The organism is Psychromonas hadalis ATCC BAA-638, assembly GCF_000420245.1.
In the GTDB taxonomy this organism is placed as follows: Bacteria; Pseudomonadota; Gammaproteobacteria; order Enterobacterales; family Psychromonadaceae; genus Psychromonas; species Psychromonas hadalis.
Genome location: NZ_ATUO01000095.1, coordinates 1 through 14,371 on the forward strand (window position 1 = coordinate 1; position 14,371 = coordinate 14,371).

The window sequence follows — 14,371 nt, forward strand, 5'->3', positions numbered from 1 at the left end:
ACAGCCGAAATAGCAGCAAACCTGACGGATAATATAACGGAAAATTCGGTATTGTGTAGTGATGGCTCATGGTCATATGTGACGATAGCCAAGCAAACAAATTGTGACCATAAGCGACTAATAAACGGTAAAGTGAGAGTAATAGATAAGGTTTACCACATCCAGACCGTGAACGGTGCAATAGCGCATTTTAAGGGTTGGGTTAACGGAAAAATGAAAGGCGTAGCAACAAAGTATTTATCGAATTATCTTGCTTGGTTTAGGGAAAGCAACGCGAAGCTCAATAAACAAGAAATATTAGTCGCTGCCTATGGGTGACAACAGTGTTCTACAACAGAGCCAAGTATTAGTAACCGACTTAGTAACCACCAATAGCTTATTTGTAGCAGGCGAACACCAACCAGTACAAACAATAAAACCTGCAAAAGCAGATTTTATATAGCTTTACTGAACAATGACAAGCAGAGAAAGACTTTATTCTATGTTCTGTACCTGCTCACGCATTTGCTCGATTAATACTTTGCACTCTACTGCAACCGCAGTGATGTCGGTATTAATGACTTTTGAACCTAAGGTATTCGCTTCTCGGTTAAACTCTTGCATCATAAAGTCTAAACGACGGCCAACTGCGCCGCCTTTTTTGAGTACATTTTGTGCTTCACTAACGTGAGAATCTAAACGGTCTAACTCTTCCGCCACATCGGATTTTTGTGCCAGTAATACTAGCTCTTGTTCCACACGAGTACTGTCTAAATCAACTTTAGCATCTTCAAATTTCTTTAAAATGCGAGCTTTTTGCCAAGCATGTACTTCTGGCATAAAACCACGCACGATAGTCGCTTGTTCACTAATTGCACTTAAACGTTGCTCTATCATCACCGCCAGATTTGCACCTTCGGCTGCACGCGCTTCAATAAACTCATCCAGAGTTGCTTCAAAACCAGCCATTAATTCAATAGTAATCGCATCTACATCTTGCTCTGGGGCTTGCATCACACCCGGCCATTTTAAGATATCAATCGGGTTCACGGTTGCATTACCTGCTTGCTCAGCCACCCATTGTGCATTTTTAATTAACTGGCTTGCCAGCTCTTGGTTCATGACTAAACCTTTTTGGCTACTCTCTGCGCCTTCAAAGCGTAAGCTACACTCAACTTTTCCACGCTGTAGACGTTTTTTAAAGGTCTCTTTAAGCTTGATCTCTAAACCTCTAAACTGCTCAGGAAGACGAAAATAAGTTTCTAAATAGCGTTGATTAACAGAGCGGATCTCCCAAACGGCAGTACCCCAATCCCCTTTAATTTGTTTACGTGCAAATGCGGTCATACTGTAAATCATAATTTTCTCCTCTATTTTATTATTTACGCGCGCAGTATATCATCGACATTCAGATTCGGAGGGATGAATGAAACAAAAAATAGCATGCCATATTATCAGTGGCTTTTTAGGGGCCGGGAAAACAACTTTTATTAACAAGTTACTTTCTGTGAAACCTGATAATGAAAAGTGGGTAATACTGGTGAATGAATCAGGTCATAGTCATTATGCAAAACAGCAACTAACCTCTCAACAGATTATTGTTAAAGAGGTTTATGGTGGCTGTTTATGTTGCAGTGCGGGTATGCCATTTCGGGTTGCATTAAATACGCTGATTAAAGCACATCAACCACAACGCATTTTTATTGAGCCAGCAGGTGCAGGTCATTTGGCGAATATTCAAAAATTATTACAAGGGGAGTTTTATCAAGCAATTTTAAGCCTACAAAGCACCCTCTGTTTAGTGGCTCATTGGCAATTAACAGATCCAAAATACAGTGAAAATAGCGCTTATTTAGCATTAATAGCACAAGCGGATAAGTTATGTTTTTATGAAGATGACGCTGAAAATTTGGCAAAAAAAATGGCCATTGAATATTCAAAGCCACTTTATAGAGTCCAGCACAATATTGATGATTTACAGCTACTCAACCCCCCCTTAAAATTAGAGGTGTTTTTATAAAAATAGACTGTGAATACTCAGGGCTGCTTAGTTCAGGCGGAAAAACGCAGTTTAGTGGTTTAAATACTACGTACATCCTGTACTTCACCCTACGGGCCATCCTGCGGATGTTCAAATTTATTCCTGATAAATTTGTGAGCATTTTTCAACGATGAAATAAACTTAAATGACGACAACCTGAGTAATTGCGATGATTTAAGCTGACATTAAACGCCCCAACTCTTGACCAGCTTCTATCATGCCTTCAAACTCTTCTACTAAGCCCTCTTTATTGAGGTTGATATGCTCAGTTAATGCAGCAGGAAAACGTGCCACTATCATCTCTGGGGGTAAATTTGCCCCCCATGCAAAGCTGGCAAATACCGATAAACGAATTAACACTGCAGCTTGTGAGGGCTCTTCATAAGAAAGTGGATCGAGCTGTTGCTCTATCGCATCACAAAAAACTTGTGAAAAGTCCCAATGTTTAGCAAGCTTAGCACCCACTTGACTGTAATCAAAACCAAACACTTCACGCTGCGCAGATAAACGAGGTTCACCCATTTCTATCGCCATCGCCACTAATGAACACTCATCAGGTTTTAGAATTTGCAGTAACAGTTCGCCGATATTGTGCATCATGGCGCAGGTAAAGGCGGTTTCTTGATTGACACGGGTATGCTTTGCTAACGCTTTGGCAATACTTGCAGTGGTGAAGGTATCTTGCCAAAATTTGTTTTTATCAAAACTTGGTGTATCAGGGAATACATTAGAGAGTGTGGCTGCCACGACAATGCTACGCACTTGATTAAAACCAAGGCGAATAACCGCTTGTGAGATAGATTCCACCTCTTTGCCACGACGATAAGCCACCGAGTTTGCCATACGGATCACTTTGGCACTGATCGATTGATCCATACCAATTTTTTTAGCAATATCTTCAACACGTACATCTTCATCGGCAAAGCTTTCCATTAGCTCTAGCAATAATATCGGTAAAACAGGTAATTGTTTTACCTCTTTAAATAGCTGTGAAAGTTCAAGCATTCACATTCCTTTTATTCATAAATTAGCCCCTTTAAATTTAAGCCTGAATCAGCTTAATTTCAATACTCTTTAGGTGCTTTATTGAAGTGGCGCAAACTCAATCGCACTAATCATCTTATGTTGGCAAAATTGTTTTAATTTTGTTTGAATTTTCAACACTGTATTTAACTGATATTCTTTTTTAAATTCCGTCCCCCAAACAACACCCGGCCAACATGGGTCAGTTTCAGTACGGGCGATAATATGCAAGTGCATCTGCTTAACAATATTACCAATGGCTGCTACATTTAACTTATCACAGGGTAAATTTGTCATTAAAAATTCACTTATTAAACTGCTTTGTCGTTGTAATGAGGCTTGTAGTTCGAGTGGTAATAGATAAAGTTCTTCCACCTCTGTTTTTGGTACAATAATAAACCACGAAAAATGGCTGTTATTAAGTAGCAACCACAAACTACTTGTGGTTTCAGCCAAGATAAAGCAGTCGTTTTTGAGTCGTTCATCCAATGTAAAAGCCATAAATCACCTGTTTTTTTAAAATGAAATCAGTGTGCAAAGAGTGTTAAACTAACTGAAAAATTATACCTATAATGCAAGGAATCCACCATGAAATTTAGCCCCTGTACGGGTAACTGTACAAGCGATGGCACATTTTGCCAAGGATGTGGTCGCACCCATATTGAAATTAGAGAGACACAGGCCTTAGTAAAAAAAATGGTTGGTCACCTTGTTGACTACAATTATGATGATCCTGAGCGTTTCTTAGAGCTTACCAGTATCAAAGTTCTGAAACGTGCCAACATCATTTTACAAGATAAATAACATGGCTAAAAATAACAGCAAAGCAGTTTCTAATGAGACCGTTGACGAAGCATTCGCCATCGCTAAAAAAACACAAAAACCCGGTCAAACAAAAGAACAAACACGTTTGATAACACAGGGAATTCAAAAAGGTATCGCTGAGTATAAAAAATCAGCAAAAGCCAAACATCGCCAAGCCGATAAAGTACAAAAAAAAATACAAAAACAGAAACAACTCAATAATCAAGCGACAGAGATAACAACTACGATACCTAAGACTAAAAATAAACCATTACCTTGGATATTATTAGTGACTAGCTGGGCACTCTTTGCACTGTATCTCTTTACATTAAATGCATAACAAAAGGATTAACATGGTTAAGGTAATTGTAAATGGCGCTAGAGGGCGCATGGGCAGAGAAGCAGTTAAAGCAATCAATAACGATAACGCATTACAGCTGGTCGCAGAGTGTGATTTCGGGGATGATTTAAGTGCATTAATAAAAAGCAGTGGCGCACAGGTTGTTGTTGATTTAACCGCAGCATCAGCGGGTTTTTCAAATACCCAAATCATCTTAAATGCGGGCGCTTGCCCAGTCATTGGTACCAGTGGTTTCCAAGTTGAACAAGTCAAAGAGTTACAAGCATTAGCAGCAGAAAAACAGCTAGGTGGTTTAATCGCGCCTAACTTCTCAATTGGCGCAGTATTAATGATGAAATTCGCAGCCGAAGCGGCTAAATATATGCCCGATGCGGAAATAATTGAAGCACATAGCCCGCAAAAAGAGGAAAGCCCTTCGGGTACGGGTATTCGCACTGCAGAGCTGATTGCGGCAGCACGTACTAAAACACCCACTGAATGTAGCGATAAAGAGCTCATTGAAGGCGCACGTGGTGCTGAACTGCATGGCGTTAAACTACACTCAATACGTTTACCCGGTGTGGTAGCACAGCAAACGGTATTTTTTGGTGGTTTAAGCGAAACATTAAAAATAGAGCATAATTCACAACATCGTGAGTCCTTTATGCCTGGTATCTGCCTTGCTTGTAAAGCGGTAGTGAAACGTAACGCGTTAGTTTACGGCCTTGAACATTTAATGGATTAAAAGCACTCTGAGCTGATAGTCGCTAATTATCAGCTCAGATACTTCTATTTAGGCTCAAGTTGAAAAATAGCTAATGCCTTATCTACTCGCTGAGCGGTCGCTAATAACGCATCACTTTTTGCCGTTAAGCTATCACTTGCACGCTGGTTGGTTTGTGCAATCTCCATAATCTCAGTCGCATTGCTGGCAACCAAATCACTCTGCTGTGCCTGTTGAATCGTTAATTCCGCCAAAGACTGCAAGCTTTGTCGTGATTGAGCAGCTTCCTGTTGCATATCCTGTAAAGGAGCAATAATCTCTTCGATTAATAATACCCCACGTTCAATGCTTTGTTCGCTTCGGCTAATTTCTGCTTCTACTTGATTGGTTTGTTTCTTCATATTGCCAATCACTTCATCAATATTTAACGTCACCTCAGCGGTACGATTAGCGAGCGCACGTACTTCATCGGCAACAACGGCAAACCCTCGGCCACTCTCCCCTGCTCTTGCCGCTTCAATCGATGCATTTAACGCCAGTAAATTGGTTTGGTCTGCAATTTCTCTAATATGATTAATCGCTTTGGTCACCTGCACGGCACTTTCACTCAAACGAGCAACTGATTCCGATGACTCATTCACCGAGACGGCAATCTCTTTTATTGCATGGGTGGCTTGGGTGATGGCTTCTACCCCTTGCTCGGAAAGCGCTTGGGTTTTTACCGCTTGTAACTCAATCTGCTTCACATCTTCTGAGGTTTGATTAATCCCCTCTGATAGCGTGGAAATACTGCTATTAATATTGTCTGACATTTGCCATTGCTCAGTTAAACTTGCTTTCATATCCCCCGCTTGTGCAAGAATTTCCGTTGCACTGTGGTGAACAGATTTAGCATCATGGTCAATTTTACTGATCATCTCTTTTAACTGATCACGCATATGTAACATGCCCGATAATAAACGCCCAAGTTCATTGTTTTGACCTTCAGGAATAGGTCTTGAGAGGTCACCGGCAGCAATCGCGTTCACCGTAGAAACGGATTGGTTTAAGGGTAAGGTGATACTGGTTATTATTTTATAGGTCATCAGCAAACCAATCAGTAACGCGCCTCCCCCTAATATAATCAGAATAAATAGTGCGCGTTCTGTCATTGAAAGGATACTTTCCTGTCGATCATGCATCGATTGCTGTTGGTATTGTTTAAATATCGCTACTTCTGCTAATAACGCATCAAGGGCATCACGTGTTTTACCCGCCATCAACTGTCGAGCCTGTTGCGGATCGCCAAATTCGATTTCATCTACCGTGGCAAAAAACTGTTCATGGTAGGTTTTGCGATATTCAATTAAGGTTTTTAGGGAGGTTTTGTCTTGCTCGGACACTAATAACGTTGCGATTTTTTGTAATGCTTGATCAATCTGTTTATTTTTAATATCGATCTCTTTATAAACCGCGGTACGTTGCGACTGTTCCTCTAATATAAACAGTAATAACAATCGTGCCGCCACACTTTCAGCCTGTATATTGATTTCTCCAGCAAGTTCAGCACGCAAAACATCCCCTTCAACAATATCGCGCACTTGAGAAGCGGTGCTGTTAAAACGTAAGCCTGTAAATACCAGCATGACTAACATAAAAATAAGAATGGTTGAATGGCTCAATATCAGTCGGTATTTAATTGGCATAACACTTCCTTTAAAAAATTTAGAGAATGTAGAGTATGTAGAGTATGTAGAGTATGTAGAGTAGCCGATTAAAATTAACTGGCTAACTGCTGCATCATAAAATCGATAAAAACACGTAACTTACTGGCCATATGTTTACGACTTGCATAGACCAAATAAATATTAATTTCAGTGCGCTGATAAGCATCTAATATTGTCACTAATTGCCCTGTTTTTAATTGCTCATCAACAATAAACTTAGGTAAACTGGTAATGCCAAGACCTGCTACCGCTAACTGCACTTCCATTATCGAGCTATTAGTCAACATTCTATTTTTAACCGCGACAGTAAACTTATCACCCTGCAAAGAGTGATAGGTCAAGCTAGTTGGATTTTTAATATTGCTATAAGCAATAAACTGGTGATCAACCAGATCATTAGGATGCGAAGGCGTACCAAATTTTTTTAAATATTCAGGAGAAGCGACGGTAACACCATGTGAGCTTAATAACTTACGGCTCACCAGACTTGAATCTTGTAATGTATGCGTCGCACGGATAACCACATCAAAACCGTCAGCCACCACATCGACCATTTTTTCTGAAATATCGAGTTCAATATTAATCTCAGGGTAGGTTTTCATAAATTTGGTTAAGACGAAACGCAGATGTGAGAGTCCAAAACTGGTTGAACAACTAATTTTTAATGTACCCTGTGGTTTTTGTTGCTGTTGATGAATGCAAGCTTCAGCCTGCTGCGCATCACTGATAATCGACAGACACTGCTGAAAATAGATCTCACCTTCATGGGTTAAACTGATTGAGCGAGTCGTACGGTTTAATAAGCGCACTCCTAAACGTGATTCTAATTTATTGATTTTTTTGGAAATATAAGAAGTTGAATGGCCCATATTCTGAGCAGATTTAGTAAAACTCCCCGCTTGAATAAGCTCAACAAAGATAACCATACCATCTAATAATTCGCTATTAAACGCCACTTTCCACTCCTTTTTTAGCACTCTTTTTAACACCATATAATACATACACAAACACTAACGGTATCGCTACATCATAGAGAATTTGTAACTGATTCAACGGGTCTTTCCCCATGGAGGCAAGCAGTGCAATGACGCTAAAAAAGACAATAATCATAAATTGTGAATAATAGCTTTTACAGACAATATAATAAATCGGTTGGTTGCCACGAGCAATATCATAAAAACGTTTGTTAAATACCAGGCGAAAGAAGCTACTCAAAAAAGCGATCAATAACATGCCACCGTAAAGTGTTATATCATCGTTTTGCAGGCTTAACTCACCGCGTAATAACCACGAAAGCGCGTAGCCAAAAATAGAAAGAATAAAAATACGCTGTGCATTAGTGCGATCAATCACTTTTTTAACCACAAAAAAGATAAGCGCCAATAAGACACTTAATACCACGATCAATAATCCTAACTTCATCAAGTTTTCTTTGGTTAACATATACAGTGTTAATACCCAGAAATAACTTTCTAGAAAAAGAAATAAACCATCTACCATAAAGATTTTTTTAGAATGAAAGTTATCTTTAAAAGCAAATATTGTAGACAGAGAAAAAGCACCTGGTTGTGACGCTGTTAACAGGTGTTCAGTTTGACGCAAGAGCTTAGTGAGCGCATAAAAACCCGCCAGAGAAGCACAGAAGGAGATGACAATAAGGCTTTTAATATAATCACTATCAAGCATAAAACTGCCCATTAAAATGCCAAACTTAAGCGAAAACACCACTAATATTTGAAAATTTCCAAAGGTATTCCCACTATTTTTATCACTGGTAATCGCTTGAAATAAAAGTCGTTGTGTTGACCAATAGAAACAACCGGCAGCACCATTAATTAATGCGCCAATGGAAAGTAATAACCACAGGGAATCCCATACCAACAGTCCTACTAACATCATCTGTAATATAAATGACAGGGCAATAATCACGACCCATTTGGCTTTTGCGCGTAACCTATCCCAAGCGTATAACGCGCCTAAGAAACCAACGGCACTGAGTACAATAAACCACGCAATATCGGCAACATTGAGTCCTTTATCCCATAAAATAACTGGGATAAAAATAGGCAGTAAACCTAACAGGAAAGCGTGAATAGCAGAAAAAAGATAAAAGGTACGACTCAGTATGGGCATGGTTGGTATTCTATCATTAATAAATGTCTGACTGGCTGATCTCGAGTTTATCGAGCTCGTCAAAGTGTAACGAAAGATCTTCTGCTTTGCCATAACGTGGGTAATTATGCATTTTTAGGTAAGGTCTTGAATTTACCTCTAAAAAAATACATTTTTGTTCACGATGATCAATCTCAATGCCTTTTTCCAAAATTACATCGATGCCTAAAATATTAGCATCAAAGAGCTTCAGCACATCCTTAAACAAGCTTTGGTTTTCCTCGGGTAATAAGCTTTTATCAATGACCTCAACGACCCCACCAGGTGCCAGAGAGATACGATAAAATAGAGTCACATTTTCATTGTCAGCAAGGATCGTTTGTAAATTGTAACCTGATTTTTTCAAGAATGATGTCGTTTGTCGCCCTTTCTGTAAGGGTGACATACAGGCATACAGGCCCATCTGTTCACGTATTTTATTCTCTTTATCAATCAACTGTTCAATCGTGAATTTTCCATCACCAATAACAAAAGGAGCATAACGCTCTAATACTGACATGATTTTGCCATTCGCCACGACCACACGGTAGTTATGCCCTTGTAAATATTGCTCAACGACGGTAACTGGCCACCAGCATTTGGCAAAAAACATCGCTTTGCATAATTGTGGATAGTTTAGAATAGGAAAATGACTGCCACGTGAGAAACCACTGACATTCGGTTTAATCACTAATGGAAAACCGTATTGCTGCGCGAATTTAATCGCCTTAAAAGGATTAAAAAAGATTAATCCCTGCGCATGTTGAATGCCACCCTCTTTGAATTTATCACGTGCCTGTTGTTTACTACGGCAACTTTTACGCACTTGCAAACTGTTGTAATTACTACAGCCATCCATAAAGGTTTTACTAATCCAGGCATAGATTATTTTTTTTAGGTTCATGCTTTTCTCTTTTAATAGCCTCGGATTCAAACGTTTAATATTACGCTTTGTTATTTATACAAAAACAACGCAGCACTAAACTCCTCTCCCCGATAAACGTTAATATTTTTTAGTCTGTCGATTTTAATTTATTTTATGTACTGATTTTAAACGATGTGCAACCCGTAATTTTTTAAAAAACACCGATTTAGTGAGCTGGCTATCGGGAATAGCTTGGGTCACTAATACCAGTTGTTTCATGTTTCTGTTAATAAACTGTCGTTTTTCTTTGAGGGTGACATTTTCGACCAATAATAGCAGTGGCATCGGCACATAGAGATTAATCTCTACCACATGAAAATGTCCGGCGATCAAATCATCTAAACTATTTGCGCGCACACCGTAACGTGCAATACGATAATTGCCCATCTGTTTAAGATGATCCCAAATTTTCTGTAATTGTGATTCTGTGAGTTGTGACGCACAGTTTTTATAATAGCTATCTTGGTTATAAATCCCATTAACAGGTAATTTTTCACCACTACGATTACAGGTTTCTGTCACCGACAAGGTGGAAAATTGCTGCAAATCATGCGTAGCTGGGATCATAAATAGTTCAAATTCACGACTCTCTGACGCGGCTTGTTGAATCAAATAAAAAGGGTGACGTGAAGTGCGTTGCTGACGCAAAACATTTAGCTGCAATAGATTATCAACACGTACGACCCCTTGGGAGTTCTGCCCCCATTCAGGCTTTACAAATACCGGATAAATACTAGGATCATGCGTTCCTAAATCCATATACTGTTCAAGCAACCACTGTTCCGGGATACGTTTATCCATATCTAACTTAGAAAATAGATCGCGTTGCTCATTAAAATAAGGGGCGTTTAACTGAAAGTAGCACCACGGTGCGACTCGCAAGCGAATACAGTAAAATATATAGGTAAATACAAGTGATAATCGAATCAGCATATTTTATCCTTTTCTGTATTTCATGAAGTTAATAACAGCCATCAATGCGCCTAAAATAAGAATAGAAAACGCCGCATAAAATAACGAACCGCCATCCCCTTTTCCCTCATGTATTACTTCCACACCCAAAGGTGTAAAGAGATGAAAAAACACTGCGCCAGCCATTACCGCAGAAGCCAGTGCGCCACCAACAGCATGTACTAGGTGACTATTTGGCGTACAACTTAATATGCCCACCTTTTTTAAAGCAAAAAAGATCGCAGGGGCAAGTAGAATAACAGCAGTGAATAATTCAACACTGCCCACAGCATAAGCGCCATAATTCATAAATAAGCGACCACCAGACTCACCAATGAAGACTTTCATCCATTGCCCAATGGTGCCAAAAATATGTTGTGTATCTGGGTGTAAGGTAAATTTATAAGGCAATGAAAAAAGGAATACTTTACAGATCCACAGGACAATAACCCAGCTTACAATTGATGTTTTACTTACTTTCATGATTATTCCTTGTCCATGCTTGCCCAACGAGCATCCGCTTTTTTAATAAAACCGTCTTTATCTGCACGCCATGTATCTAATATTTTTTGATCATAATTAAGGTACAGCTTGTTTTTATAGATAGTCCAATAGGGTGGATTACCCGGTGCGGCTTTATCATTAGACATCGCCCATGCACAATAACCACCATATTGTGGTGCATACTTTGTTGGGTTGGCTTTAAATTTATCAAGATTTTTTTGTGATGCAAAATACCAGTCTGCACCTTGGTATTCCAGCGTATATTTAGAAGAGCCCTGAAGCGGTTTTTGCAGCTCAAAATAGGCAGTCACGTCATAACCGTCGACCGCTTTATTACTAAAATACCCCGTGTGAATCTGCTCTGTTGCCTGTGCCGAGGCAGTAGCAAAAATAGCGAATAACATTAATACTTTTACAAACGCTATTTTTACAAAACGAATTTTTATCTTTTTATTTAAAATATTCATACTTTTACCACCATTAGCTTAACAACTCTTTAACATTAGACCTGATCAGTGATAAAAATATTTCATAATATTAAAAAACAGTTATTTAAGACGGGGTTAATAGCGAGCAGTAAAGTACAAAAGTACTTTTAAAAGCACGCTGAACAGTTTCTGAATCCGCTCGAACTGTCACTAATAGCGCTTGCCCATGTAAAAAATTAATGAGCAAAAACAAAGCCTCTTTTTGTTTTTGAGGAGGTAAGTTTAACGGGTCAATAATTTTATTAAATCGCTCAGTAAAAACCGTTTTTGGCCCATCACTTGGCATGCTAATTAATGTTGTTAATAATCCAGCATAATGATTTAGCAGAGTAAGGTAACTCTCTGATAACAATAACAGTGCATCTTGCCACGGTTGCTGCTTGGGCGGGAAATAAAGGCTATCCATTAATGACACCAAAATAGCTTCTAACAGGCTATTTTTATTTTCAAAATAATGATAAATTGCCATTGCATCAACATCTAAAGCACGTGCTAAACCGCGTATGCTCGGCATTTCCCCCTGCTCACGCATTAATGTTTTAGCCATATAGATAATCAGCTCTTGATTTAACTGAGCATCTTTATTATTTGGTCGCCCACGCTTCTTCGCTGTTTTCATGATGACTTCCTGTAATAAAAAAATATAATCTACAGCGTAGAATAACTTCCAATAAAAATAAAACTACAGTGTAGAATTATTTTAAAGATCTCTCTTGAACAAGAGGTCTGTTTGAATATCACCACCCATATCAAAGGGATGTTCACCAATCTGGTAGAAACCCTGTTTTTTATAAAAGGCTAATGCGGCACAGTTTCCCTCCCACACATCCAACCAGAGTGAAGCGTAATTTGATTTTTTGGCAAGCTCACAAACAAATTCCATAAGCTGTTTACCTAAGCCATTGCGTAAATATTGTTTACCAATATAGAAGCGTTCAATCTCCAAGCTATTCTCTGTTACTTTATCAGTTTGCGCTTGCCCTTCATTCACTTTCAAAAAACCAGCCACTTCATTGTTTAAATAGATAAAATAGAAGTAACTACCTTGTGTATTGATCTCTTGTAACAGCTTTTCAGATGTCATTGCGTCATTAAAATACTGTTGCATCAATGCTTCACTATTATTGTCAGAAAAAGTATCCCGATAGGTTTGCATTGATATTTCACGCAATAGCGTTAACTGCTTAGGTTGGCAAAGGGTAATTTTAATTGTCATAGAACCTCATTATTTTGTTAATATCCCTCTTTATAATATGAATAAAAAGGTAATACCATTGTTAGATGATCCTAAAGCACTCAGTGAAGCGATTAACCAAGTGATGCCTTTTGGTAAATATGCAGGTCGAAAATTGATCTACCTGCCAGAGCCCTATTTAGTTTGGTTTTACAGCAAAGGTTTTCCAGAAGGGAAACTGGGTAAACAACTGGCACTCATGTATGAAGTTAAATTAAATGGTTTAGAAAAGATGCTTGCGCCATTAGTAAAATAGTCGTGAGCATTGTGACAACTCAAAGGGGTTGACCTTGAAAGAGGTAATACTGGCTTGTATACCCATGTTACCTCAAGATGCTTGGTCAGGCACAAGCTCGACAATCAGAACAAGGCGCAACACGAGGTAATTGTCATTCACTTTTTGAGTGTTGCAACGCAGAGCTGGTTTTCGAGCTTGCGCCCCGCAGCGCAAGGCAACTTGCACCAATCTACGTCGTTATAAAATTTCGACTTAGAATAACTAGGCTTCAATTTTATGCCTAGTATATCGGCACAATTTGCCTTGCTGACTTTGCATCTTGAAGTATCATGGGTATATACCAGACAACAGTTTTAAATAGTAAGCAGAAACGATATGAAAAAATCACTGATAATAGCAATCTGCACAACCGTTTTATTTTCCTGTAATGCAGAAGAGTCCTCGATCACTGCAACACCTGTTACGCAACGAGAAAAAAATGGCATCACGATTGATGAGAATAACGCCAAAGTAATTATTAGCCTGTTAAATGAACTCAGTGTTTATACCCAACTACCCGCGACACTCTCTTACAATCAGATATCACGTAAAGCGTCCAATACCTCTAGCCAATGCATCGTCTCTGGTAGTCTCAATGTAGATACACAATCAGATAGTAACTCTTCTATTAGCACCTTTGATTATGATCACTGTAGTTATATTGATGGTCACTCACTCAATGGCAGTTATACAACGGTGAGTAGTTTTGAGGAAGATCTCAGTACCATTTCAATCACCACACAAGGTAAGCTTGAAAATAAGTTCAATGCGTTTGCCACCATGATGCAGATGGATGTGAGTATTTACGGTAGCAAAGCGTTATATCAAGTAGATTACCGCTTTGATTTTGTCTCCGATAAAAAGCAGATAGCGGGTGAATTTATTGTATATACCAACCCAACTCTTATTTGGGATGAAAATAACGATACCCTGATTGGTAGCATTGTTATCGAGGGAGCAGATAATAATACTCTTGAACTCCTCTACAATACCAACGGCACTAGCTATTACCTCAATGGACAACTTTACACTCCTTAAATAACCCCTTGCTAGGCCAGTGGCATAATGTATCCATACATTGCTTAATGATCGGCTAAAATAGTAATACCATTCCGCATAATATTGTGAACAGGGCTTGTTGAGGAAAAATGATGAAGAGCAAGGCGCATGATTGAGTAATAGCTAGCTATTGCGATTGAATGCAACGTCGCTATTTATTATTTT

General features: G+C 38.9%; 19 protein-coding genes. 7 read left to right on the forward strand and 12 right to left on the reverse strand.

Going from position 1 to position 14,371, the window contains the following annotated elements; all coding sequences use genetic code 11:
• The coding region (locus G322_RS0112180; protein ID WP_022942049.1) for an IS1595 family transposase at window positions 1-318 on the forward strand (318 nt) is incomplete at its 5' end.
• A 156-nt stretch (window positions 319-474) separates the two neighbouring features.
• On the opposite strand, the gene G322_RS0112190 is transcribed toward G322_RS0112180, so the two are convergent.
• A complete protein-coding gene (locus G322_RS0112190) occupies window positions 475-1,338 on the reverse strand; it encodes a YicC/YloC family endoribonuclease (RefSeq protein ID WP_022942051.1) in 864 nt (287 codons plus the stop codon).
• Between the two features lie 67 nt (window positions 1,339-1,405).
• On the opposite strand from G322_RS0112190, the gene G322_RS20655 reads away from it, so the two are divergent.
• Window positions 1,406-1,999 carry a GTP-binding protein gene (locus G322_RS20655; RefSeq protein ID WP_022942052.1) on the forward strand — a complete coding sequence of 198 codons (594 nt, stop codon included), beginning with the start codon at window positions 1,406-1,408 and terminating at the stop codon, window positions 1,997-1,999.
• Between the two features lie 195 nt (window positions 2,000-2,194).
• On the opposite strand, the gene G322_RS0112200 is transcribed toward G322_RS20655, so the two are convergent.
• Both G322_RS0112200 and G322_RS0112205 read right to left on the reverse strand, forming a co-directional pair.
• Window positions 2,195-3,025, reverse strand: coding sequence for an HDOD domain-containing protein (locus tag G322_RS0112200; protein WP_022942053.1), 831 nt, complete (start codon window positions 3,023-3,025; stop codon window positions 2,195-2,197).
• 78 nt (window positions 3,026-3,103) lie between these two features.
• Window positions 3,104-3,544 (reverse strand): HIT domain-containing protein, encoded by a 441-nt coding sequence (locus G322_RS0112205; protein ID WP_022942054.1) that lies wholly within the window; start codon window positions 3,542-3,544, stop codon window positions 3,104-3,106.
• Between the two features lie 87 nt (window positions 3,545-3,631).
• Between G322_RS0112205 and G322_RS22755 the strand changes: the two genes are divergently transcribed.
• The 3 genes from G322_RS22755 to dapB are packed head-to-tail and all read left to right on the forward strand — an operon-like array spanning window position 3,632 to window position 4,932.
• Window positions 3,632-3,847, forward strand: coding sequence for a DUF1289 domain-containing protein (locus G322_RS22755; protein WP_022942055.1), 216 nt, complete (start codon window positions 3,632-3,634; stop codon window positions 3,845-3,847).
• Window position 3,848: 1 nt separating this feature from the next.
• Window positions 3,849-4,187, forward strand: coding sequence for a DUF2956 domain-containing protein (locus G322_RS0112215; protein WP_022942056.1), 339 nt, complete (start codon window positions 3,849-3,851; stop codon window positions 4,185-4,187).
• A gap of 13 nt (window positions 4,188-4,200) precedes the next feature.
• Window positions 4,201-4,932, forward strand: a complete 732-nt coding sequence (gene dapB, locus G322_RS0112220; RefSeq protein WP_022942057.1) for a 4-hydroxy-tetrahydrodipicolinate reductase — start codon at window positions 4,201-4,203, stop codon at window positions 4,930-4,932.
• A 44-nt stretch (window positions 4,933-4,976) separates the two neighbouring features.
• On the opposite strand, the gene G322_RS20660 is transcribed toward dapB, so the two are convergent.
• From G322_RS20660 to G322_RS0112265, 9 genes are all read right to left on the reverse strand, one after another.
• Complete coding sequence (locus G322_RS20660) at window positions 4,977-6,596, reverse strand: methyl-accepting chemotaxis protein (protein ID WP_022942058.1); 1,620 nt, start codon at window positions 6,594-6,596, stop codon at window positions 4,977-4,979.
• Window positions 6,597-6,670: 74 nt separating this feature from the next.
• Window positions 6,671-7,573 carry a LysR family transcriptional regulator gene (locus G322_RS0112230; RefSeq protein ID WP_022942059.1) on the reverse strand — a complete coding sequence of 301 codons (903 nt, stop codon included), beginning with the start codon at window positions 7,571-7,573 and terminating at the stop codon, window positions 6,671-6,673.
• On the reverse strand, window positions 7,563-8,750 hold the full coding sequence (locus tag G322_RS0112235; protein ID WP_022942060.1) for an MFS transporter: 1,188 nt from the start codon (window positions 8,748-8,750) through the stop codon (window positions 7,563-7,565). Before G322_RS0112235 ends, G322_RS0112230 begins: the two co-directional genes overlap by 11 nt.
• A gap of 16 nt (window positions 8,751-8,766) precedes the next feature.
• Entirely contained in the window at window positions 8,767-9,672 is a 906-nt protein-coding gene (locus G322_RS0112240; RefSeq protein ID WP_022942061.1) for a cyanophycin synthetase, read from the reverse strand.
• Window positions 9,673-9,795: 123 nt separating this feature from the next.
• Window positions 9,796-10,626 (reverse strand): hypothetical protein, encoded by an 831-nt coding sequence (locus G322_RS20665; RefSeq protein ID WP_022942062.1) that lies wholly within the window; start codon window positions 10,624-10,626, stop codon window positions 9,796-9,798.
• Window positions 10,627-10,629: 3 nt separating this feature from the next.
• Entirely contained in the window at window positions 10,630-11,127 is a 498-nt protein-coding gene (locus G322_RS0112250; protein ID WP_022942063.1) for a hypothetical protein, read from the reverse strand.
• A 2-nt stretch (window positions 11,128-11,129) separates the two neighbouring features.
• On the reverse strand, window positions 11,130-11,615 hold the full coding sequence (locus tag G322_RS0112255; protein ID WP_022942064.1) for a YHS domain-containing (seleno)protein: 486 nt from the start codon (window positions 11,613-11,615) through the stop codon (window positions 11,130-11,132).
• A gap of 85 nt (window positions 11,616-11,700) precedes the next feature.
• On the reverse strand, window positions 11,701-12,255 hold the full coding sequence (locus G322_RS20670) for a TetR/AcrR family transcriptional regulator (RefSeq protein ID WP_022942065.1): 555 nt from the start codon (window positions 12,253-12,255) through the stop codon (window positions 11,701-11,703).
• Between the two features lie 81 nt (window positions 12,256-12,336).
• Window positions 12,337-12,852, reverse strand: a complete 516-nt coding sequence (locus G322_RS0112265) for a GNAT family N-acetyltransferase (protein WP_022942066.1) — start codon at window positions 12,850-12,852, stop codon at window positions 12,337-12,339.
• A gap of 58 nt (window positions 12,853-12,910) precedes the next feature.
• Here G322_RS0112265 and G322_RS0112270 point away from each other — a divergent pair, with 58 nt between their 5' ends.
• Window positions 12,911-13,126 carry a DUF3820 family protein gene (locus G322_RS0112270; protein ID WP_022942067.1) on the forward strand — a complete coding sequence of 72 codons (216 nt, stop codon included), beginning with the start codon at window positions 12,911-12,913 and terminating at the stop codon, window positions 13,124-13,126.
• Between the two features lie 357 nt (window positions 13,127-13,483).
• Window positions 13,484-14,185 carry a hypothetical protein gene (locus G322_RS0112275; protein WP_022942068.1) on the forward strand — a complete coding sequence of 234 codons (702 nt, stop codon included), beginning with the start codon at window positions 13,484-13,486 and terminating at the stop codon, window positions 14,183-14,185.
• Window positions 14,186-14,371: the final 186 nt, after the last annotated feature.